The sequence below is a fragment of the Kocuria tytonicola genome (genome assembly GCF_003687175.1).
GTDB classification, from domain to species: Bacteria; Actinomycetota; Actinomycetes; order Actinomycetales; family Micrococcaceae; genus Kocuria; species Kocuria tytonicola.
Window position 1 is genome coordinate 71,138 of record NZ_RDEX01000004.1, and the last position, 21,937, is coordinate 93,074.

Annotated in this window: 18 protein-coding genes; 6 read left to right on the forward strand and 12 right to left on the reverse strand. The window is 68.8% G+C overall.

What is annotated here, in order from left to right; all coding sequences use genetic code 11:
• Positions 1-7: 7 nt before the first annotated feature.
• Both EAE32_RS11415 and EAE32_RS11420 read right to left on the reverse strand, forming a co-directional pair.
• Positions 8-1,438 carry a mycothione reductase gene (locus tag EAE32_RS11415; protein WP_121865287.1) on the reverse strand — a complete coding sequence of 477 codons (1,431 nt, stop codon included), beginning with the start codon at positions 1,436-1,438 and terminating at the stop codon, positions 8-10.
• Between the two features lie 90 nt (positions 1,439-1,528).
• A complete protein-coding gene (locus EAE32_RS11420; RefSeq protein WP_121865257.1) occupies positions 1,529-4,978 on the reverse strand; it encodes a pyruvate carboxylase in 3,450 nt (1,149 codons plus the stop codon).
• A gap of 257 nt (positions 4,979-5,235) precedes the next feature.
• Here EAE32_RS11420 and EAE32_RS11425 point away from each other — a divergent pair, with 257 nt between their 5' ends.
• Positions 5,236-6,072, forward strand: coding sequence for a ParA family protein (locus EAE32_RS11425; protein ID WP_121865258.1), 837 nt, complete (start codon positions 5,236-5,238; stop codon positions 6,070-6,072).
• Between the two features lie 232 nt (positions 6,073-6,304).
• On the opposite strand, the gene EAE32_RS11430 is transcribed toward EAE32_RS11425, so the two are convergent.
• The 5 genes from EAE32_RS11430 to gcvH all read right to left on the reverse strand — a co-directional run bounded on the left by EAE32_RS11430 (position 6,305) and on the right by gcvH (position 9,206).
• On the reverse strand, positions 6,305-6,847 hold the full coding sequence (locus EAE32_RS11430; RefSeq protein ID WP_240625230.1) for a MerR family transcriptional regulator: 543 nt from the start codon (positions 6,845-6,847) through the stop codon (positions 6,305-6,307).
• Between the two features lie 232 nt (positions 6,848-7,079).
• Complete coding sequence (locus EAE32_RS11435) at positions 7,080-7,592, reverse strand: bifunctional nuclease family protein (protein ID WP_121846741.1); 513 nt, start codon at positions 7,590-7,592, stop codon at positions 7,080-7,082.
• Entirely contained in the window at positions 7,589-8,341 is a 753-nt protein-coding gene (gene ftsR, locus EAE32_RS11440; protein ID WP_121865259.1) for a transcriptional regulator FtsR, read from the reverse strand. Before ftsR ends, EAE32_RS11435 begins: the two co-directional genes overlap by 4 nt.
• Before the next feature lie 8 nt (positions 8,342-8,349).
• Positions 8,350-8,793 (reverse strand): FHA domain-containing protein, encoded by a 444-nt coding sequence (locus EAE32_RS11445; protein WP_121846743.1) that lies wholly within the window; start codon positions 8,791-8,793, stop codon positions 8,350-8,352.
• Between the two features lie 26 nt (positions 8,794-8,819).
• Complete coding sequence (gene gcvH / locus EAE32_RS11450; protein WP_121846744.1) at positions 8,820-9,206, reverse strand: glycine cleavage system protein GcvH; 387 nt, start codon at positions 9,204-9,206, stop codon at positions 8,820-8,822.
• 217 nt (positions 9,207-9,423) lie between these two features.
• Between gcvH and EAE32_RS11455 the strand changes: the two genes are divergently transcribed.
• On the forward strand, positions 9,424-10,782 hold the full coding sequence (locus tag EAE32_RS11455) for a TrkH family potassium uptake protein (RefSeq protein WP_121846745.1): 1,359 nt from the start codon (positions 9,424-9,426) through the stop codon (positions 10,780-10,782).
• 152 nt (positions 10,783-10,934) lie between these two features.
• Positions 10,935-11,624 (forward strand): potassium channel family protein, encoded by a 690-nt coding sequence (locus EAE32_RS11460; protein ID WP_121846880.1) that lies wholly within the window; start codon positions 10,935-10,937, stop codon positions 11,622-11,624.
• A 117-nt stretch (positions 11,625-11,741) separates the two neighbouring features.
• On the opposite strand, the gene EAE32_RS11465 is transcribed toward EAE32_RS11460, so the two are convergent.
• The gene (locus EAE32_RS11465) at positions 11,742-12,758 is read right to left on the reverse strand and encodes a CobW family GTP-binding protein (protein WP_121865260.1); all 1,017 of its coding nucleotides are present in this window, start codon (positions 12,756-12,758) and stop codon (positions 11,742-11,744) included.
• Positions 12,759-12,897: 139 nt separating this feature from the next.
• Between EAE32_RS11465 and EAE32_RS11470 the strand changes: the two genes are divergently transcribed.
• Positions 12,898-14,589, forward strand: a complete 1,692-nt coding sequence (locus EAE32_RS11470; RefSeq protein ID WP_121865288.1) for a cation:proton antiporter — start codon at positions 12,898-12,900, stop codon at positions 14,587-14,589.
• Positions 14,590-14,647: 58 nt separating this feature from the next.
• On the opposite strand, the gene EAE32_RS11475 is transcribed toward EAE32_RS11470, so the two are convergent.
• Together EAE32_RS11475 and EAE32_RS11480 are read right to left on the reverse strand one after the other, a co-directional pair.
• Entirely contained in the window at positions 14,648-15,796 is a 1,149-nt protein-coding gene (locus EAE32_RS11475; protein ID WP_121846477.1) for a MalY/PatB family protein, read from the reverse strand.
• Between the two features lie 27 nt (positions 15,797-15,823).
• Positions 15,824-16,297, reverse strand: coding sequence for a hypothetical protein (locus tag EAE32_RS11480; RefSeq protein WP_121846476.1), 474 nt, complete (start codon positions 16,295-16,297; stop codon positions 15,824-15,826).
• A 292-nt stretch (positions 16,298-16,589) separates the two neighbouring features.
• Between EAE32_RS11480 and EAE32_RS11485 the strand changes: the two genes are divergently transcribed.
• Together EAE32_RS11485 and EAE32_RS11490 are read left to right on the forward strand one after the other, a co-directional pair.
• A complete protein-coding gene (locus EAE32_RS11485; protein WP_121865261.1) occupies positions 16,590-17,357 on the forward strand; it encodes an alpha/beta hydrolase in 768 nt (255 codons plus the stop codon).
• Between the two features lie 284 nt (positions 17,358-17,641).
• Complete coding sequence (locus EAE32_RS11490; protein WP_121865262.1) at positions 17,642-18,304, forward strand: hypothetical protein; 663 nt, start codon at positions 17,642-17,644, stop codon at positions 18,302-18,304.
• A 374-nt stretch (positions 18,305-18,678) separates the two neighbouring features.
• On the opposite strand, the gene EAE32_RS11910 is transcribed toward EAE32_RS11490, so the two are convergent.
• Positions 18,679-19,731: a restriction endonuclease subunit S gene (locus tag EAE32_RS11910; RefSeq protein ID WP_207803892.1), complete on the reverse strand. Its 1,053-nt coding sequence runs from the start codon at positions 19,729-19,731 to the stop codon at positions 18,679-18,681.
• Positions 19,728-21,704 carry an HsdM family class I SAM-dependent methyltransferase gene (locus EAE32_RS11500; protein WP_121865263.1) on the reverse strand — a complete coding sequence of 659 codons (1,977 nt, stop codon included), beginning with the start codon at positions 21,702-21,704 and terminating at the stop codon, positions 19,728-19,730. The genes EAE32_RS11910 and EAE32_RS11500 overlap by 4 nt, the downstream gene beginning before the upstream one ends.
• Positions 21,705-21,937 lie beyond the last annotated feature (233 nt).

The window sequence follows — 21,937 nt, forward strand, 5'->3', positions numbered from 1 at the left end:
CGCGGTCTCAGGAGGCGTCCGGACGCTGGCCGGGGACGTCCAGGCCCAGCAGGGCGTTCTCCACGACCTCCGCGAGCGCGGGGTGGATCCAGTACTGTCCGCGCGCCATCTCGTGCACGCGCAGCCCGAACGCCATGCCCTGCACGAGCGGCTGGATCAGGTTGGAGGCGTCCCGCCCTATCAGGTGGGCGCCCAGCAGCTCGCCGGTGCGGGAGTCCGCGACCAGTTTGCAGATGCCCACGTGGTCCTCCATGGCCCAGCCGTAGGCCACGCCCCCGAAGTCCTGCTCCTTCACGGTGATCTCCGTGCCGTGCTCGCGGGCCCACTCGCGCGCGGCGCGCTCCGTCATGCCCACGGACGCGATCTGCGGCTCCGTGAACACGGCGGACGGCACGGCCCGGGGGTCCATGGCGCGGGGGTCCTCCGGGTGGACCACGTTGTGGGAGACCACGCGCGCCTCGGCGTTCGCCACGTGCTTGAGCTGGTGCGGGGAGCACACGTCCCCCAGGGCCCACAGCCCCTCGACGGGCTCCCCCTGGGAGAGCACGCGCTGTTGCTCGTCCACGGCCAGCAGACCGCGGTCGGTCACGTCCAGCTGCGCTGCCGCCGGGTCCAGCGTGTCCGCGTTGGGGGTGCGGCCCGTGGCCAGCAGCACCACGTCCGCGGTGCGCTCCCAGCGCGTCCCCGACCCGTCGGTGGCGAGCGCCGCGACCGTGGGCCGCCCGTCCGCGGCCCGCTCGATGCCCGTGATGCTCCACCCCAGCTGCAGGTCCCACTGCTGCGCGGCTTCGCGTGCGAACCGCTCGGCAATGGTGTCGTCGTGGGCGCGCAGCAGCCGGTGGGAGCGGTTGAGCTGGGTGACCGAGGAGCCCAGGCCCTGGAACACGTGGCAGAACTCGGCGGCAATGTACCCGCCGCCCACCACCACCACGTCCCGGGGCTGCTCGGGCAGGCGCATCACGGTGTCCGAGGTGTGGACCCCGGGCAGGTCCGTGCCGGGCACGTCCGGCAGCCGCACACGGGAGCCGTTGGCGAGCACGATGCGCGGCGCGGTGATCCGCTGACCCGAGTCCGTCTCCAGGACGTGCGGCGCCACGAGGTGCACGTACTCCCGGATGACCGTGACGTTCTCCAGGGACTCCCGGAACTGCAGGCCGCCCTCGGAGATCGCGTCGATCCGGCCGAAGATCCTGTCCCGCATGCCGCGCCAGTCCACGCGGTCGATGCTCGCGTCCACCCCCAGCCGGGCGGCGTCCCGGGCCTGCTCCGCCACGGTGGCCGGGTACACGTACATCTTGGTGGGGATGCAGCCCACGTTGAGGCACGTGCCGCCGAAGCGACCGGGTTCCACGATGGCCACGTCCAGGCCCCTGTACTCGTCGGTGAGCAGGGAGTTGCCCGAGCCGGAGCCGACGATGATCAGATCGAATGAGCGCATGCGCCCCATGCTAGGACGCCGCCCCGCACGCGGAGCGTGGGGCGGCGTCCGTTCAGCCCACGGCGTGGCGGGCACGCGGGGCGGGGTGGCTCACTGCGGGTCGACCACCAGCACGAGGTCTCCGCCGCTCACGTGCGCGGTGTCCGCCAGTGCCACGCGGGAGACCGTGCCCGCGACGGGCGCGGTGATGGAGGCCTCCATCTTCATGGCCTCGATCGTGGCCACAGCGTCCCCGGCGGAGACGGTGTCCCCCTCGGAGACCGTGACGGTGACGGCACCGGCGAAGGGCGCCGCCACGTGACCGGGCCGGGACGTGTCCGCCTTCTCGGTCTCCACCACCTGGGACGTCACGGACTCGTCCCGCACCTCCAGCAGGCGCAGCTGGCCGTTGAGGGTGACCATGACCGTGCGCATGCCCTTCTCGTCCGGCTCGGAGATCGCCTGCAGGGTGACCAGCAGGCGCACGCCCTTGCCCAGTGAGATGACGTGCTCGTGGTCCTGCTCCAGGCCGTACAGGAAGTCGCGGGTGTGCAGCACCGAGACGTCACCGTACTTCGTGCGGGAGCTCTCGAACTCCTTCGTGGGACCGGGGAACAGCAGCCGGTTCAGCGTGGCGCGGCGTGTGGCGCCGGGCGCGTCCAGACCCGCGCGGTCCTCGTCGCTGAGCTCCTTGTCGGCGAGGTTCACCGTGCGCCCCTCCAGCGCCTTCGTGCGGAACGGTTCGGGCCAGCCCGCGGGCGGGGTGCCGAGTTCACCGGCGAGGAAGTTGATCACGGAGTCCGGGATGTCGAACTTGCGGGGGTCCGCCTCGAACTCGGCCGGGTCCACGTCCATGCCCACGAGCTGCAGGGCGAGGTCGCCCACCACCTTGGAGGACGGGGTCACCTTCACGAGGTGGCCGAGCATCTGGTCCGCGGCGTGGTACATGTCCTCGATGGCCTCGAACTTCTCCCCGAGGCCCAGGGCAATGGCCTGCTGCCGCAGGTTGGAGAGCTGGCCGCCCGGGATCTCGTGGCGGTACACGCGCCCCGTGGGGCCCGTGAGGCCGGACTCGAACGGCTTGTAGATGGAGCGCACCACCTCCCAGTACGGCTCCATGTCGCTGACCGCGTCCAGGGAGAGGGTCGTGTCCCGCTCCGTGTTCTCGAGTGCGGCCACGAGCGCGGAGCCGGAGACCTGCGAGGTGGTCCCCGCCATCGACGCCGACGCCGCGTCCACCGCGTCCACACCGGCCTCCGACGCCGCCAGGAGGGTGGCCAGCTGGCCGCCCGCGGTGTCGTGGGTGTGCAGGTGCACGGGCAGGTCGAAGCGCTCACGCAGGGCGGTCACCAGCCGGCGAGCCGCCTCCGGGCGCAGCAGACCGGCCATGTCCTTGATCGCCAGGATGTGGGCGCCCGCGTCCACGCACTGCTGCGCGAGGTCGAGGTAGTAGTCCAGCGTGTAGACACTCTCCTCGGGATCGAGCAGGTTGCCCGTGTAGCACAGGGCCACCTCCGCCACGGCGGTGCCGGTCGCACGGACGGCCTCGATCGCGGGACGCATCTGATCCACGTCGTTGAGGGCGTCGAAGATGCGGAAGATGTCCACACCGGTCTCCGCGGCCTCGGCCACGAACGCGTTGGTGACCTCCACCGGGTACGGGGTGTAGCCCACCGTGTTCCGTCCCCGCAGCAGCATCTGGATGGGGATGTTGGGCATGGCCTCGCGCAGCAGGCGCAGTCGCTCCCAGGGGTCCTCCCCCAGGAAGCGCAGTGCGACGTCGTACGTGGCACCGCCCCACGCCTCGACCGAGAGCAGGCCCGGGAGCAGGTGCGCGTACGCCGGTGCCGCCGCGAGCAGGTCGCGGGTGCGCACGCGCGTGGCCAGCAGGGACTGGTGGGCGTCACGGAACGTGGTGGACGTGACCGCGAGCGGCTCGTACTCGCGCAGCGCACGGGCGAACCCCTCGGGTCCCCTCTCCTGCAGCACCTGGCGCCAGCCCGCGGGCACCTCGTGCTTCGACGGGCCGTCGAACGGGCTGCGGTAGGGCTCGTCCCGCTTGTCCCCGGGGTAGTGGGGAAGCTTGTCGCGCGGGTCGATGCCGTTCACACGCTCGCCGTTGGGCTTGTTGACCGTGATGTCCGCGAGGTAGTTCAGCGCGCGCGTGCCGCGGTCCGCCGAGCCCTTGCCCTTGAGCAGGTCCGGGTGGTTCTCGATGAAGTCCGTGGCCACGTCCCCGGCCAGGAAGTCCGGGTTGTGCAGCACGGCCTGCAGGAACTGGATGTTCGTGGCGATGCCGCGGATGCGGAACTCGGCGAGCGCGCGGCGGGCACGCAGCACGGCCGTGGGGTAGTCCCGGCCGCGGCACGTGAGCTTCACGAGCATCGAGTCGAAGTGCGGGGAGATCTCCGCGCCGGCGTAGAGCGTGCCGCCGTCCAGGCGGACACCCGCGCCGCCCGCGGAGCGGTACGCGCTGACCTTGCCCACGTCCGGGCGGAAGTCGTTGGCGGGGTCCTCCGTGGTGATGCGGCACTGCATCGCCGCGCCGCGCACCCGCAGGTCCTCCTGGTGGATGCCGAGGTCGTCGAGGGTCTCCCCGGCGGCGATGCGCAGCTGGGACTGCACCAGGTCCACGTCCGTGATCTCCTCGGTCACGGTGTGCTCCACCTGGATGCGCGGGTTCATCTCGATGAACACGTGCTGTCCGGCGCGCTCACCGGCCGTGTCCACGAGGAACTCCACCGTGCCGGCGTTGACGTAGCCCAGTTCCTTGGCGAACTTCACGGCATCCCGGTGCAGGGCGTCGCGGATCTCGGGGTCCAGGTGCGGGGCCGGGGCGATCTCGATGACCTTCTGGTGGCGGCGTTGCAGCGAGCAGTCCCGCTCGAAGAGGTGCACGATGTTGCCCTCGTTGTCCGCCAGGATCTGCACCTCGATGTGGCGGGGGCGCAGCACGGCCTGCTCGATGAACACGGTGGGGTCGCCGAACGCGGTGTCCGCCTCGCGCATGGCGGCGTCCAGGGCGCCCGGCAGCGCCTCGGCGCTCTCCACGCGGCGCATGCCTCGACCGCCACCACCGGCCACGGCCTTCACGAAGACCGGGTAGCCGATCTTCTCCGCGGCGGCGATCAGCTCGTCCCTGTCCGAGGAGGGGTCCGAGGAGTCCAGCGTGGGGATGCCCGCGCGACGGGCGGCACGCAGCGCCTCCACCTTGTTGCCCGCGAGCTCGAGGATCTCCGCACGCGGGCCCACGAACGTGATCCCCTCGGCAGCCGCGGCCCGAGCCAGCTCCGGGTTCTCGGAGAGGAATCCGTAGCCCGGGTAGATGGCGTCCGCGCCCGCCTCCTTGGCCACGCGGATGATCTCAGCCACGTCCAGGTAGGCGCGGACGGGATGCCCCTCCTCCCCGATGTGGTAGGCCTCGTCCGCCTTCTGGCGGTGGATGGAGTTGCGGTCTTCCTGGGGGAACACGGCCACGGTTCCGGCACCGAGCTCGTACGCCGCGCGGAAGGCGCGGATCGCGATCTCGCCGCGGTTGGCCACCAAAATCTTGGAGAACATGTCTGCCGTTTCCGCACGCGGGGCGCTGCGGCCGCCGTGTGCTGGGTGAGGAGGTGATACTGGCTCCGAGCTTACGTGAGCGGCGCCTCACCGGGACGTCGTCCGGAGATCGTGTCACGGGGCCGGGGCGACGACCGCGTGGCACGGTGCGGCACGCACCGCCCCCATGTCAGGGGACACCCACGAGTGGAAATACACCCATTAGCATGTAACAGGGCGGCGGACCGCCCCCACTTCAGGTGACAGAAGGGTGATCCGTGCAGATCGTCAGCATCAGCAGCCTCAAGGGCGGCGTGGGCAAGTCCTCCGTGGTCCTCGGTCTGGCCTCCGCGGCACTCGAAGCGCGTGTCCCCACCCTGGTGGTGGACCTGGACCCGCACGGGGATGCCTCCACCGCCCTCGGTGTCCACGCCCGCGCCGGGCACGAGGTGGGCAGCGTGCTGCGCCGCCCGCGCAGGGGGGCCCTGGCCCAGGTGGCCGCCCCCTCCCCCTGGACCGAGCACCCCATCACACCGGACTCCGCGAAGGCCGCCGTGCGCGAGTGGGCACCGGACGACGCCCGCAGGCCGCGGCGGCCGGTGCTGGACGTGGCCCCCGGCTCCGCGGCGTCGTCGCACCTGGACCACGCATCGTTCCGCCCCAAGGACCTGACCCGGCTCGAGAAGGCCCTGCGCGGGCTGGACCGCTACGAGCTCGTGCTGATCGACTGCCCGCCCACCCTCTCCGCCCTGACCCGCATGGCCTGGGCAGCCTCCCACAAGGTGCTCTCTGTGGCAGAGCCGTCCCTGTTCTCGGTGGCCGGCACCAAGCGCACCATGAGTGCGCTCGCCCAGTTCGAGGGCTCGCGCGTGTGGGCCGTGCCGGAGGCGGGGGTCGTGGTCAACCGCGTGCGCGACTCGTCCCAGGAGCAGCGGCACCGCATGCAGGAGCTGCGCGAGCTGTTCGGCCCGCTCGTGGTGGACCCTGTACTCCCGGACCTCTCGGTGATGCAGCAGGCACAGGGGGCGGCGTGGCCGGTGCACCGCTGGCCCGGCGCCGAGGCCGCGGACCTCGCGGAGCGCTTCACTGCCATTCTGCAGGGGCTCACGCACTGAACCGGAGCACCCGGCGGGCGGCACTGGAACGAGAGTCCGGGGAGCCGCGCCACGGCGTGCCACCACTGTCCGCTGCGGATGGATGCCCCCGCGACGCGCACGCGGACAGCACGACGACGCGCTGGTGCGGTGACCGGCGGCCACCGCACGGTGCGCGGCGTGGTGCCGCCGGGGGCCCTCTCCCGCCGCCGAGACGTGTGCTCAGGTCACCGGGTTGCCGTCCAGGGTGCGCTCAGACCGCGTTCTTCTTGTTCCGGCGGGCGCGCCGCGCGGAGAGCTCGTCCTCGGGGAACGGCCCGGCCTCGGCGGCGCCGTCGAGAGCGGCGTGCTCGGCGGGCATGGACGCGAGCGTGGCCTCGACCTCGCGCCACACACGGCCCACGGCGATGCCGAAGACGCCCTGCCCGCCCTGGACGAGGTCGATGACCTCGTGGGGCGAGGTGCACTCGTAGACGCTCGCGCCGTCGGACATGAGGGTGAGCTTGGTGAGGTCCTCGATGCCGCGCAGCCGCAGCGCGCCCACGGCGGCGCGGATTTGCTGGAGGGACACCCCAGTGTCGAGCAGCCGTTTGACCACCTTGAGCACCAGGATGTCGCGGAAGCTGTACAGCCGTTGCGACCCCGAGCCCTTGGCGCCGCGGACGGTGGGTTCCACCAGGTTGGTGCGGGCCCAGTAGTCCAGCTGGCGGTAGGAGATCCCCGCGGCCTTGCACGCGGTGGGGCCGCGGAATCCCACGGTCTCGTCGATCGCGGTGAGGTCATCGGTGAACAGCATCTCCTGCGTCCCGCCCGCGAGGGTGGAGGCACGCAGCTGTGCCGCGTCCAGCGGCAGCTCCGGATTGCTCAAGCGTCCTCCTCGTGCGTGGGGTGGGGTCCTGCGGCCCACCGTGCCCCGGCGCGGGGCGGTGCTCCCCTGACGGTAAACCCCGGGATGGACCGGGTCAAAGACATTGGCGCAGGGGTGGCCGTGTCGTCAGCCTACCCGTCTCCCGGGCCGAAGCACCGGATCAGGTCTGGAAGTCCTCCGGATCCACCTGGTCCAGGAAGTCCCGGAACTCGCGCACCTGCGCCTCGGCCTCTCCGGGGCCGTCCGGAGCCTGCTCCCGCAGCTCTCCGTCGGCACTGAGCACCAGCCCCGCCTCGTCCAGCACCGCCGCGGCGCAGCGGATGGGGCACGACGTGCGGGCTGCCAGTGCAAGGGCGTCCGAGGCCCGGGCGTCCACCACGGTGGAGTCGTCCAGGGTGATGGCCGCGTGGAACACGGTGTCCTCCACGGTGTGCACCGTCACGCCCGTGATGCTCCGGCCGAGCTGGTCCACCACCGTGAGCAGCAGGTCGTGGGTCAGGGGGCGCGGGGGCTCTATGCCCTGCAGCGCGAAGACGATGGACGTGGCCTCGTTCGTGCCCACCCAGATGGGAAGCCTGCGCGGACCTCCGGTCTCGCGCAGCACCACCACGGGCTGACCCGTGGGCACGTCCATGCGGACGCCCGCGATCTCCATGGGGACGTCCGCGCTCACGGGCGTCCGCCGTCCGGGTCCGGAGGGCCGAAGGAACGGACGGTGTCGTCCACCTGCGTGTGCACCGCCGCGGACATCACGGACAGGCACAGGGCGGCGATCTCCCGCGCACGCTGCACCGCCTTCTGCCGCGTGGCGGGGTCACGGCGGATGCGCAGCGGTGAGATGCTGCCCTCCACCAGGGCGACCACGCGCTCGGACGCACCACGCAGCACCCGGAGGTGGCGGGGTTCGATGCCGTAGGCACCGAGCCGCCCCACGGCCACGGCCACGGCCAGCGCGTGCTCGTCGAAAGCGCCCTCACGCTCCACCAGCAGGCCCTGGGCAAGCAGCTCCCGTAGCACGGTCACCTCCGTGCCCGACCGCGCGGCCAGCTCCCGCAGGGAGTAGCGTGCCGACGAGACGGGCGCGGGCTCCCCGGCCTCGATGCCCGCGGTAACCACCTCGGACGACGCCGCCTGCTGCGGTTCGGAGTCCGCGGCCGGGTCCTCGCCCCGGTCGAGCCGCTCCCGGATGACCCGCAGCGGGAGGTAGCGCTCCTGCTGAAGGCTGAGGACGGTGCTGAGCCGCTCGACGTCCTCCTCCGAGTACTTGCGGTACCCCGAGGCCGTGCGCTGCGGGTGCACGAGGCCCTGGTCCTCGAGGAAGCGCACCTTGGACGCGGTGAGGTCCGGGAAGCGCGGCTGCAGGTGGCGCAGCAGCGCGCCGATCCCCATGCGGGAGGGCTGCGGTCGAACGGTGTCAGGCATGGAGCGCGTCAGGACCCGTTCTGCACCGAGTGGTAGAAGGTGAAGCGGAACTTGCCGATCTGCACCTCGTCGCCGTTCTCGAGCACCTTGGTGTTCACGCGGTCGCTGTTGACGTAGGTGCCGTTCAGGGACGCGTGGTCCACCACCTCGAAGGTGCTGCCGCGCCGGATGAACTCGGCGTGGCGCCGGGACACGGTGACGTCGTCCAGGAACACCGAGCACGCGGGGTGGCGCCCGGCCACCACCTCGTCCCGGTCCAGCAGGAATCGGGCGCCGGTGAGACCGCCGTTGGTCTCCAGGAGCAGGGCCGATCCCGGGGGCAGCGACGCCACCGCGTTCTGCTCACCCTCGGTGAGCTTGTGGTGCGCTGCAGTGGAGAGCACGTCCGCGACGATCTGGATGGACGTGGTCTCAGGTCCCGACTGGGCGCCGGAGTTCTCGTTGTTAGGCATGGGATCCCCTCACGTGCAGGTCGTGGTCAGTCCAGCAGCTGCTGGTAGGCCTGGGCGTCCAGCAGCCCGGAGGTGGCGTCCTCGGAGTCGACGCGCACCGTGAAGAGCCAGCCGCCCTCGTAGGGCGCCTCGTTCAGCAGGCCGGGGCTGTCCGCCAACTCGTCGTTGACGGCTGTGATCTCACCGGTCACGGGAGCGAAGAGGTCGCTCACGGACTTGGTGGACTCGATCTCTCCCACCACGTCCCCCGCCGTGACGGTGTCACCCACCTCGGGCAGCTGGACGAAGACGACCTCGCCCAGCTCGTTCTGGGCGTGGTCCGTGATGCCGACCCGGAGGGTGCCGTCCTCCGGGAGGTCCTGCACCCACTCGTGCTCTTCGGTGTACGCGAGTTCCGCGGGAATGTTGGTCATGCGCGTCAGTTTAGGGCACCGCGGCGCAGTAGTCCCCATCACACGCGTGTCCGTGGAGCGCGGGTGTGTCGTCATCTGGGCCCACGAGCACCCGTCGCGCCCGGAGCACGGGCCCCGGTGGGTGTACTTTGGCCCGGTGCCCATCACCGAGGCTTTCCGCCAGGCCGCGATCCGCGTACACACGCACGGGTCCAGAATCCGCCGCACCGTGCCCGTCATGAGGACGCGGCCGGACCCCTTCCACCTCCACGAGCTCACGCCGGCGCGCTCCGCCCGGTTGATCGTCTCCGCCTTCCTGCTGGCCGTGCTCACGGGCACCGGGCTGCTCATGCTTCCCCCCGCCACCGTGGCACCGGGCGGGACGGACCTGCTCACGGCCGCGTTCACCGCCACCTCCGCACTGTGCGTCACGGGACTGGTCACGGTGGACACGGCCACCTACTGGACGCCCTTCGGACAGGTGGTCATCATCTGCCTCATCCAGGTGGGCGGGCTGGGAGTCATGACGTTCACGACCATGCTGGGCATCCTGCTGGCCCGGAAGTTCGGGCTCTCCACCCGGCTCCTGGCCAACGCCGAGACCAAGTCCCGGGGCGGGGCCCGGCAGGTGGTGGCCCGCATCGTGGGCACCACGGCGGTCATCGAGTCCACGGCCGCGGGCGTCCTCTTCCTGTGGTTCTGGGGCCACTACCACTACACCCCGGGACAGGCCCTGGCGCACGGCGCGTTCCACGCCGTTTCCGCCTTCAACAACGCGGGCTTCGCGCTCTACTCGCTCAACGTCATGGACTTCTCGGGCGACGCCGTGGTGCTGCTCACGCTCTCCGCGTGCGTGATCCTGGGCGGGCTGGGCTTCCCCGTGCTCTACGAGCTGCGCCGCCACGTCCGGCTGCCCCGCCGCTGGAGCATGAACACCCGGCTCGTGCTGCTCGCCACGCCCATCCTGCTGGTCGGCGGCACGGTGTTCCTGCTCGCGCTGGAGTGGAACAACCCCGCGACGCTCGGCCCCGAGGCCCCGCCGGTCAAGCTGCTCAACGCGTTCTTCCAGTCCACCATCTCGCGCACCGCGGGCTTCAACAGCATCGACATCTCACAGATGCACCCGGTCTCGTGGCTCGGCATGGACATCCTCATGTTCATCGGCGGCGGCCCGGCCGGCACGGCCGGCGGCCTGAAGGTCACCACGTTCGGCGTCCTGTTCTTCATCGCGCTCACGGAGATCCGCGGTGGCGCGGCCGTGCCCGTGCTGGGCAAGCAGCTCTCCCGCTCCGTGCAGCGCGAGGCCATCACCGTGGTGGTGCTGGCCACCGGCGCGGTGATCGGCGGGACCATGCTCATCATGCTCACGGACACCGGCCTGGGGCTGGACCGGGTGCTGTACGAGGCCGTCTCGGCGTTCTCCACGGTGGGACTGAGCACGGGGATCACCCCCACGCTCGCCCCGTTCGCGCAGTGCGTGCTGATCGCGCTGATGTTCATGGGCCGCCTCGGACCCGTCACGGTCGCCGCCGCCATCGCGTTCGGCCGCCGCCCGCCCACCTACGAGCTGCCCAAGGAGCGTCCGCTGATCGGCTGATGCCGTCCCGCAGGACGACGCCGCACGGCCACTCCCCGGCCGTCGCACCCGCCCGCCCCGTCCCCCTCTGCCATCCGTTCCCACCGCCGGGCCACCGCGGCCCGGGCACAGCACAGCGCACAGCAGGTGCGCACGACCGCGAAGGAAGTCCCATGTTCGGATCCCACCCCGCCGAGTCCCAAGGCCGCGGCATGTCCAACGCCGTGGCCGTGATCGGGCTGGGCCGCTTCGGCGGCGCCCTGGCCCTGGAGCTCATGCGCAACGGCACGGACGTGCTGGGCATCGACCACAGCGAGTCCACGGTGCAGCGCTTCAACGGCAAGCTGACCTCCGTGGTGCGCGCGGACGCCACGGACGAGGAGGTGCTGCGGGAGCTGTCGGTGAACGAGTTCGACCGCGCCGTGGTGGGGATCGGCTCGGACATCCAGGCGAGCATCCTCACGGCCTCCCGGCTGGTGAAGTTCGGCTGCCCCGCCATCTGGGCCAAGGCCATCACCGACCCCCACGCGGAGATCCTCACGCAGATCGGCGTGCAGCACGTGGTGAACCCGGAGAGCGACATGGGTGCGCGCGCCGCCCACCTGATCCAGCACCGCATCCTGGACTTCGTGCCGATCGACGACGGCTACGCCCTGGTGCGCTGCACACCGCCGGAGCCCATCCAGCAGCGCCCCATGGATCTGCTCAACGTGCGCCACCGCCTGGGCGTGTCCGTGGTGGCGGTGTGCCGCCCCGGGGGCCAGTGGGAGCCCATCGAGCCGGGCACCATGCTCTACGACGACGACCAGATCCTGGTCACCGGGCCCACCCGCAAGGTCGAGCACTTCTCCAACCTGACGTGAGCCGGTCCCGGGCCTCGGACCCCGGCCCCTGAATCCCGGCGCGCCCCTGCGCCTCCGGGCCCCGCCCGTGGAACCCGAGCGGTCCGCGGGTGCCGGTTCCCGCCAAAGGGGCACTCCTCACGCGAAGCGCGTGAGCCGACGCCGCTCGGGCGCCGTGGGCACGCCGTCGCCCGCCGCGCGCGGGAGCGCGTCGAGCAGGGGCTGCACCGCGGCGTCGTCGTCCCAGGCGGGTCCGATGGCCACCACGACCGAGTGCGCCGGGGCGTCCGGGGCCCGGGGGGCACGCTCCACCGTGACGTAGCCCGCGACCGAGTGGGCCACGAACCGCTGGAGCCCGCGCGGGGTGCGCACGTCCACCACGGCCTTGACCCGGTGCACCTGTCGTGGCGGGTCCTCCAGGAGGTCCGCGAGCGCGGCGGGGTCCACCGCGGCGTCGGCCTCCAGGGTGGCGGCGCGGTGGTGGACGTGGTGCTCGTGGTGCCGCTGCCCCAGGGACTCCCCCACCTCCCAGAGCGGCAGCTGGCCGCCCTCGGGAACGGTGTGCTCGGCGGCGTCGAAGAACAGCCGCGGATCCACGGCGCCGTGGGGTGCATCCAGCACGGTGGTGTGCGGGTTGGCCCGCAGGATCCGCTCGCGCAGCTGCGCGACATCGCCCGGGGACGCGAGGTCCGTCTTGGTGAGCAGCACCATGGCGGCGGCCTTGACATGCTGCTCGAGGTCCCAGCCGCCGGACTCGGCGTGGGGCACTTGGGCGGCGTCCACCACCTCCACGAGCCCGCCGAAGCGCACCGTGGCCACGCCGCTGCCCAGCACGAGCTGGATGAGCCCCGGGGGCTCGGCGATCCCCGAGCCCTCGACCACGACAGCGTCGAGCGCGAGGGCGGGCCGGGACAGGGCGCGCAGGGCGTCGTCGAGCTGGCGGGGATCATCGATGCAGCACAGGCAGCCGCCCGCAATGGACACCGGCTCGGCCACCTGCCCGGCCACGAGACCCGCATCCACACCGACCTCGCCGAAGTCGTTGACCACCACCCCGATCCGCGCGTGCCCCGTGCCCAGCAGGTGGTTCAGCACGGTGGTCTTGCCGGCCCCCAGGTAGCCGGTGAGGATCAGCACGGGAACGGTCCGGGACACGGTCTCCCTTTCCACGGGTTGAGGTGGGTCGCGGGGGTCGCGGCACGCGGCCGCGGGGGTGGTCGATGCTACCGGAGGTGCGCCGTGCCCTGCCGTGCCCGCGGATACACTCGGGGCGATTCCGACGAAAGAGGTGCCCGTGGACCAGCTGACCCTGCTGGCCGTGCTCGCGGTGGTCGTGGTGGTGGCCGTCACCGCCATCTCCGACCGCATCGGCGTGGCCGCGCCCATCCTCCTGGTGGTCGTGGGGGTGGGCCTGAGCCTGATCCCCGGAGTGCCCACCGTCACGATGAACCCGGACGTCATCCTGGACGTCGTGCTGCCCCTGCTGCTCTACGCCGCGGCCGTGAACATGCCCGCCACGGACTTCCGCCGCAATCGCGGCGCGATCAGTGCCCTGTCCGTGGTTCTCGTCATCGCCTCCGCCTTCGCGGTGGGTCTGCTGCTGTGGTGGCTGCTGCCGGGCCTGGGTCTTGCCGCCGCGGTGGCGCTGGGAGCCGTCGTGAGCCCGCCGGACGCCGTGGCCGCGACGTCGATCGGCAAGCGCCTGGGTCTGCCGAACCGTCTGGTGACGATCCTGGAGGGCGAGGGTCTCGTGAACGACGCCACGGCCCTCGTGATGCTGCGCTCGGCCGTGGTGGCCACCGCCGGGGCCATCAGCGTGGGCGGGGTGCTCGCGGACTTCGGCTACGCCGTGGTCGTGGCGGTGCTCGTCGGCGTCCTGGTGGGGTGGGTGTCCATCCAGATCAGGGCGCACCTGGAGCAGCCCGTGACCAGCACGGCGATCTCCCTGGTGGTGCCGTTCATCGCGTTCATGCCCGCCGAGCACCTCGAGGCCTCCGGTGTGCTCGCGGTGGTGGTCGCGGGGATCGTCACGGGGATCAAATCCCCGCGGCTGCTCTCCTCCCAGGCACGCGTGTCCGAGCGCACCAACTGGCGCACGGTCCTGCTGCTGCTGGAGCACGGCGTGTTCCTGGTGCTCGGGCTGCAGATCGCGGTGCTCGTGGACGAGGTGCAGGACGCCCACCTCAGCGTGGGCGACGCCCTGTGGCTCGGTCTGCTGGTCACGGTGGTGCTGTTCGTGCTCCGCTTCGCGTTCGTGGCACCCATGATCGCGGTGATGTCCCGGCAGCAGGAGCGCGCCCGCGGGAAGTCGCAGTGGTTCGACGACGCCTTCCAGCGGCTCGACGCCCTCCCCGAGATCCCCGAGCGGCGGATGACCACGATGCGCCGCGTGATCACGCGCAAACAGGCGGATGCCACGTTCTTCAGCAACGAGGGCATCGGCAAGCGGGGCGGCTTCGTGATCGCGTGGTCGGGAATGCGCGGGGTGGTGACCGTCGCCGCCGCCCAGACCCTGCCGGAGGACCTGCCGTACCGGCCCCAGCTGATCCTCATCGCCTTCACCGTGGCCGTGGTGACGCTCGTGGTCCAGGGCGGCACCCTGCCGCTGCTGATCCGCGTCCTGGGCATCCGCGGCTCGGACGAGGAGGAGCTGCAGCGCGAGCTGACGCGCCTGGTCAACACGCTCACCGAGGCCTCGGAGGACCTGCTGGAGTCCCCCACCCTGCACCGGGACGACGGCCAGCCGTACAGCGAGAAGGTCCTGGAGCTGACCAGGCAGCGCACGCGGAAGATCCCGGAGACCGTGTCCACCGAGACCATGCAGGTCTGGACCAGCGCACGCCAGGAGCAGCAGGAGCTGCAGCGCAAGCTGCTGGAGGCCCAGCAGGACGCCCTCCTGGACGCCCGGGCCTCCGGGGCCTACCGTTCCCAGACCATCGACGCCGCGCAGCAGTTCCTGGACCGCCGCAACATGGTCATCGACTGAGGGACTGGCGACGCCGCGCGCGGACCCGCCACGCGGCGTCGCTGTCCGCCCGTGCGCCTCAGTTCTCCGCGGCCGCCCGCAGCCGGTCCACGGCCTCCACGATCGTCTCCGGGGCGCACGCCAGGTTCATCCGCGCGAAGCCCGCCCCACCCGTTCCGAAGGTGGGCCCGGAGGACAGCGCCACCCGGGCGTGCTCCACGGCGTGCGCGGCGGGGTCCTCACCCCATCCCAGGGCCCGCATGTCCAGCCACGCGAGGTACGTGGCACGGCCGCGCCGCAGGGTGACCTGCGGCAGCTTCGCGGCGAGTTCCCGCTCCAGCAGGTCGATGTTGGCCTGGATGACCTCCACGGTGCGGTCCAGCCACTCGGTGCAGTGCAGGAAGCCCTCCCGGGTGGCCAGCAGCCCCATGATCCCGGTGCGGTAGGACACCGCGTCCGGCACGCTTCGGAGCCACTCGGCCATGGGTTCGGAGTCCACCACGAACATGGCGGCCTTGAGCCCCGCCAGGTTGAACGCCTTGCTCCCGGAGGCCGCCGCGACCCCGTGGCCCCGGGCCTCCTGGGACACCGAGAGGTACGGGGTGAACGTGACGCCGTGGTGCGTGAGCGGCGCGTGGATCTCGTCGCTCACCACGTGCGCGCCGTGCTTCTCGACGATCCGGGCGAGCTCGGCCAACTCCTCGCGGGAGTGCACCAGGCCCAGCGGGTTGTGGGGGTTGCACAGCAGCACCGCGCGGGCGCCGGCGGCCAGGGCGGCGTCGATCCCCGCGAGATCCAGGCGGTACGCGGCACCGTCGTCCTGCAGCGGCACCTCCACCGGGTGCCCGCCGGCCTCCGCGACGAGCGCGTAGAACGGGGCGTACACCGGCGGGGTGAGGATCACGCCGTCACCGGGGCGGATGAGGCGGCGCAGGGATTCCACGATCACCACGGTGACGTCCGTGGTGTACATGATCCGTTCCGGGTCGGGGCGCCAGCCCCAGCGTGCCGCCGCGAAGTCCGCGTACGCCGTGGCCGCTCCCCGGTCCGCGGTGGCGGCGTAGCCCGTGTCGTTGTTCGCCACCGCGGCCTCCAGCGCGGCCTTCACCGGCGGCGGCGTGGGGAAGTCCATCTCCGCGATGAACATGGGCAGGACGTCATCCGCGTAGCTGCGCCACTTGGTGCTCGTGCGTCGGCGCAGGGAGGGCATCTGGTCGGCGGTGGTCATGGGGTCCTTCCGGGCGCGCTGCGGGCGTCAGGACTGCGTGAGCTTCCCGGCCTGTCCGAGCCGCAGCTGCTCCAGCGTCCTCTCCTGCTCCAGGGCGCGCGCGTGCAGGTCCCGGAGCATGTCCGAGTCCAGCCTGTCGTCCGGGACCTCCAAGAGCAAGCGCCACCCCAGGCCCTTGGCGTGCACGGCGGCCACCAGCGCCTCCAGCTCCTCGACGTCGGACAGCGGCGAGCGCCGGTTGAACCGCTCGTTCGGCTTCAGCCGCGCCACCTTCTCCGCAGCCCGCGCCGGCAGGTCCTTCAAGGGCGCCGGCTTCACGCCCAGCGCGGCCATCATCTCCTCGAGGGCGGTCTGGTCCGCCTCGACCTCCGCGGCCAACCGTCCCACCTCCTCCCGCACCCGCTCGTCCCCGTGGAACTCGGCGACGCGGCGGAAGGCATCCACCCCCGCGGCCGATCCGGCGTGGTGGTCCTGCAGATACGTGCTGATGACGCTGCTCATGGGATTCCTCTTCTCGGTGCGACGTGGTGGTCCCAGCCTGACAGGTGCGGCCCGTCACGGCCACACCCACGCGGGTACACACGGAGCATGACGCCGCGGCGTCCCTCCCGTGTCCGTTCCGTGCTTCTCGGCGCACCCCGTTCGTCTCGCGGCTCGGGAGCGGGAGGTGAGGCACCGGCGTCGTCAGCGGGGTTGTCAGCGAGGACGTCCAGCCGGCTGCGCCATACTGGCGGAAACACGGCACCGGACACGCACCGCCGCCGGGGCCGCCGCCTGACGATCTGGGGGGATCATGACGCCGGAGACGTTCATCGACTTCACCGCTCCGAACGGGTTGAACTCGTGGTACCACGTGTGGCGCACGGGCACCGCGGGGATCCTGTACTACTTCGACGGCGACTACTGGGACCTGGACGACACCTCGATCAACTGGCCGGAGGAGGGTGACCTCGCCCGGCTGGCCATTGCCGCGCAGGCTCGGAACCTCATGTTCGTGGCCGTGAACACCCCGGACGAGGACGGTTCCGGGGACGGCTACACGTGGTGGGAGGACTGCAAGGCCAACGGCAGGTACTTCCGCGCGCTGCACGAGCCCCTCGCGGCGCAGAAACCCGGGGTGGACTCCTCGAACATCTGGCTGCTCGGCTACAGCGGGGGCGCGGAGTTCATCACGTACGAGCTGCTGGACCGCGGCATCAAGGGCATGACCAGCGGCGGGGCGATCATCATCGGGGGTGGCGGCGCGAACCATCCCGTGGCCACCAAGAAGAAGGCCCGCCCGTGCATCGGGTCCACCGCCATGCACTGGTGGGTGGGAGATCGGGACGTGGACGGCGCCACCAACCCCCCGGAGTGGAGCGCGCTGAGCGCCGCGGAAGAAGGTGTCGCGGCCTACCGGGCGGCGGGCTTCGACACCCACCTGCACGTCCTCCCCGGGGTGGACCACGAGGGCTACGACGCCGTGGAGTGCCTCGCCCGCGCGCTGCCGGCGGTCTCCCGCTCGGCGGGCCTGCGCGCCGCGCTGTCCGACGGGTGGGTGCGGCTCACGCGGGACACGTGAGTGGCTTCGCCGCACCACGGCCGGTAGCGTCCAGCACCCGAGGATTGTGACCGCAACCGGCCGGAGACCGCACGAGAAAAGACCACCGTGCAGCAGCCCCGAACCTCCTGGCGTAGCAGTGCGCTCTCAGGAGCTTTCTCGGCCACGGCCGCTGCCGTCGGCCTATCGGAGGTGGAGACATGGGCCAGGTCGCAGGCAACAGCCGATCTGTAGCGTGTCAGGCCCCCCGTCCGCAAGCCGACCACCGACCTGCAACCCCCGGACGACACCGCAAAGGACAAAGGATGCTCCCGGACCAGTTTTTCGACGTCGGCGCCTGGATAGACAACTTCTGGATCCCCCTTATGCTCGCGGGAGTTCTGGGAGCATGGGGTGTCGGCTGGCGCTTTTGCGCCACAAGGAGAAGTGAGCGTCATCGGGCGGACGCGGAGGCCCGGAAGGTTGTCGCACGGGAGTTCTCGAAAGCGTCCACGCAACTTGACGCTCTGCGTATGTACGACTTCCAGAGCGGGCTGCCAGCGGATGCAGATCTAGCTCGGAAGCAGGATGAGTGCCTGGAGATTATCGCCCGGACCACGTATGGGCCCGCCGCCAAGATCGCCCGCAATGCAGGCAATGCGACGCTATCGCCACTGGGCGTCAACGCGACGTCTTTAACCGCAGGCAACCTGAAACACTTCGCGTCGGCCTACAAGCACGCGCAGGTGGCCTACCTGCAAGGGGAGACACCCTTGACTCCAGGGTCGAGGTGGGATCTGGTGAGGTGGGCACGTACCTACAGGTTCGCGGCCAAGGTTCTCGACCCGCATCGCATCACACCAGTCTTGGGGTTCCTGAGGTTAGGATTCAGATCAATGTCCCGTGTTGAGGACATCCTTCGTTTCGATGGGCACACGCTATCTAAGAAGAGTTTCTTACAGCGCCTCAAATGGATTCTCACTGGGTAGCTCAGTGGGGCTATTCGGCTGAGGGGATCTGACCGTCGGCCTCTCCGCGGCCCAGGGCCCGGTATCGTGCCAGCCGGGGAAATTCAAGAGACGTCGGCAGCGAGGGAGGAAACCCGCGAGCATCGACGGCCCGCCGACTGCCATGTCGCGGAGGAACCCCAGGGTCTGCGGGACGTGTAAGGCCCCACGAGCCCGGCAATCACTTCGACGGCCTCGTGGAGCCCGCCCCCACTGAATCAAGCGCAGGAAACGCAGCGTCCGACCCAAGGGCTGATGGGGCATCACCTCGCAACTCGTACTCGGAGAGGCCAGCTACCGAGCGGCAAAATTATCCTTCTCGGCAGACCCACTTACCCGACCACAATCGCACCACATTAGATCCTCACCTGAGCTTGCACCCGCGCCTGTAACCACTTCCCGTACTGTCGGATCCCGCCCCAATCAACTTTCTGAGGCCCGTCAGCAGCGCACATCACAGGAACCATGATTCTAGTTCGCTTCAGTCGGCCCAGCGTCGCACCGTTGCCGCCCCAACTGAACTTTCCCATCTGCGCGGAAATTAAAGTCATGAGGACGGGCGCGGTGAATTCATCAAGCTCTGCGTGACGCATGACCTGAATATTCTGGCTCGTGTAGAAAGGGACGGTTTGGAACCCTAGCGTCTGGGTATCAAGCCCCAACGTGATTGCTCCCTCGGGTTCAGGATCCTTGGTTGCCTGACGGGGAAAAAATCCGTCGATGCCATTGGCTCTGCGAGTGCGCGACACAAAGGGGTAAATTGCGTCTCCCTCTCTAGTCATTTTAGAGCGATCGAACCATGCCTTAGAGGAACCCATTGAATCGAGCACATCAGGAAGAAGCACGGGTGCGAAGTTCAGGGACGGCGGAGTCTGGCTGGCGTCCACGCCGGGGTTCTTGAGCATTATGTTCTGGGACGCCTCAGTCACCATTCGCGTACCCATTTTCCGCATTTCATCCCAATCAGCCCTGGCTAGACCACTGGAATCTAACGTTGCTGGCACCATTATCCGAGTGCGGCGAAGACGGCCCATAGACACACCGTAACCCCATGAAAACTTTCTCAAGGCCTGGCGCATGCAGGTGACAAGCACGAGTCCGGAGTGAACATCCATTTCCGGATGGCGGAAAATGAGGAAGTTCTGGGCGGTGTAGAACGGGGCAGGCTGATAAAACGTCGCCTGCGTCTTTAGTGTTACCGTGATACAGTTCCCGGGCTCTGGATCGGTCGCCTGTCTGGCGACGATACCTGAAACACTGTTCCCTTTCAGGGTTTGGCTAAGGTAAAGATTACGCCCCGCCCCCGTCGCCAGATGCACCTTGTCGTACCAGGATTTGGATGCCTCCATTGTCTGAAAGACGTCAGTGATGGCTACGGGCTCGAAGTGCACGTCAGCTGCTAAACTCATGCGTCATCCCCATCGGTGGTGGGCTGGATGAGGTCCCCGTGGCCATGAGTTTGCATGTCGGTCTGCCAGGTTATGTAGTCTGCCACCGTGGACATGAATTCGGCTTCTGTCGGCGGTTGGTCGTTGAAGTAGAAATACGAGTGCTGCCATTCATCTTCAGGCGTGATAGTGGAGCGCACTATGAAGCGAGTATCGTCTTGAGCATCGCCCCGGAGTACTTCGAATAAGTGTTTGCGACGGGAATCAGCCGTGCCGTCGGCCACCAAACCTCGGTGCGGCAGTGCTTTATAACCATCTTTTGCGAAGTTGATGAACTTCACCTTGGCATCGGCGGGGTGCGGCCGCCCTGCGGTTATGATGGCGATTACAGTGTTCGGGGTGTGGCCAGAGTTGGTGAAGGTTGCCGCATTCATACTAATAACCGTCTCAAGCGTATGGCCACGCAATATCTTGCGCTTTCGGGCTTTGTCGGCCGTCGTCTTGCCCACCATCGCGGACTGGGGGACAATTGCGGCCAGCCGCCCGCCCGGATTTAAATATTCGAGCGCCTTCTCAATGAATGCCAGTTCTGACAAACCCCGGGTATTCTCACTCTTAGATTGACTGTATGGGGGGTTGAGCAGCACCTTTGTAAATCCGTGTCCATGGACAATCCGATCGTTCTTGACGCGGTCTCCACGCATCTCAGCCATGGGCGCGTCGAAAATGTTGTCGCGGCGGAAATTAGCCTTGCCATCACCGCGCAGGATCATATTTGTTGTCCCGATTGCAAATAACTTGTCTTGTAGCTCGATGCCGTGGAGTCTCTCGGAACGAATAGTCTCTTTCAGCTGCTCGTCATCTCCGGCGTCGGCAAACATGCGCTGCATAGCTGCTATCAGGAACGAGGCAGTACCTGCCGTGGGATCCAGCACATAGTCACTGGCGGAGATGTCAATGAGCTCAGCCATAAGAGTCGTGATGTGGTCAGGGGTTAAGACAATACCGAGACCGGAGCCATCACCACCGCCATAGGAAATGAACTCGTGATAGAAGTTTCCGAGCACATCAAATGCAGTCAGACTTGGGTCAGACACCACGTGGGCAACGTGGTTCTCGAGGATTCTAGTCATCCACCGTAGAGGCGACACCCCGAGGTCGTCGTGCACTCGGTTGAGCGCCACGGAGTTCCTGATAAACGCGAACTGGTCGAGCAAGGTTCCAATTTTTTGGTTGGGCATCAACGACTCCGATCGCATATACTCTTCGGCAGCGTCGTAAATTATGCGACCATCCCAGACCTTGGCGTTATTACCTGGAGTGAGTCCCTTCAAATCGCCAATGTCGAAATACTCGTAACGGAGAGCAAGAAGAATTGCGGAGACCAATGGGGCCTTGCGATTATTTTCGACACTGCCGTAGTTACGCATACCTTCGTGGAGCTTCTTGGCGGCAGCTCGGACATCGTCCAGCTGAGCCTCAGCGCGAGGACGCTGACCGCAGACCTGCACGTCGTAGTACTCGTCGATCTGGTCCTCGGCAAAAATTCCCAAATTGTCTAGGTCATCGAGCTGACGAATGAGGGTTGAGGTCACGTGTGCGACGGCAATCTCGAAGTGGGTCTCCCCGCCGCCAACGCCGACAGCGAAGATGCCCTTCTCTTGTGGAATGCCGTTTGCCATCATGCACTGAGCGTAATGAACGGCGCCGTTGAGGGCGTACTCAGCACGAGCCGGGTACTCCGTCGTAATGACGTCATCGACGATCAATCGTGTCTTGGAAACGTCCCGTTTGTCCTCGATGACGATTACGTGGCCATTGCACTCGAAGACGAACTCTGGCTTGCCTTCGCCTGCCATCGAAGCCGACTTGGAGGATGCTCGAAGAGCGCTTCGCTTCCACTGCGGTCCCCCGTCCTGTTCCCACGGTCGCGGGACCTTAATCTCACGCAACATGTCCCGGACGAACTGATCCGTCGACTTCTCATTTCCCATACCGGTTTACCTGCTCTTCCTGCTATCGCGTGTCTCGCGTGTGACGCGCCCACCGCGGTCATACGACTAAGTGGGCCACAAGGGACATGGGAACGTCACGAGATCCCGCCCGTTCTCGTAATCGTAGCGGAATGCTACTTGTACAGACTCTGCGCCAAGCAGGATGGACGCCCGCGCGGGGTTGGCGCACGCTCACTCGACGGAGGAAATGGTTGAATCACCGCAGGCTGCTC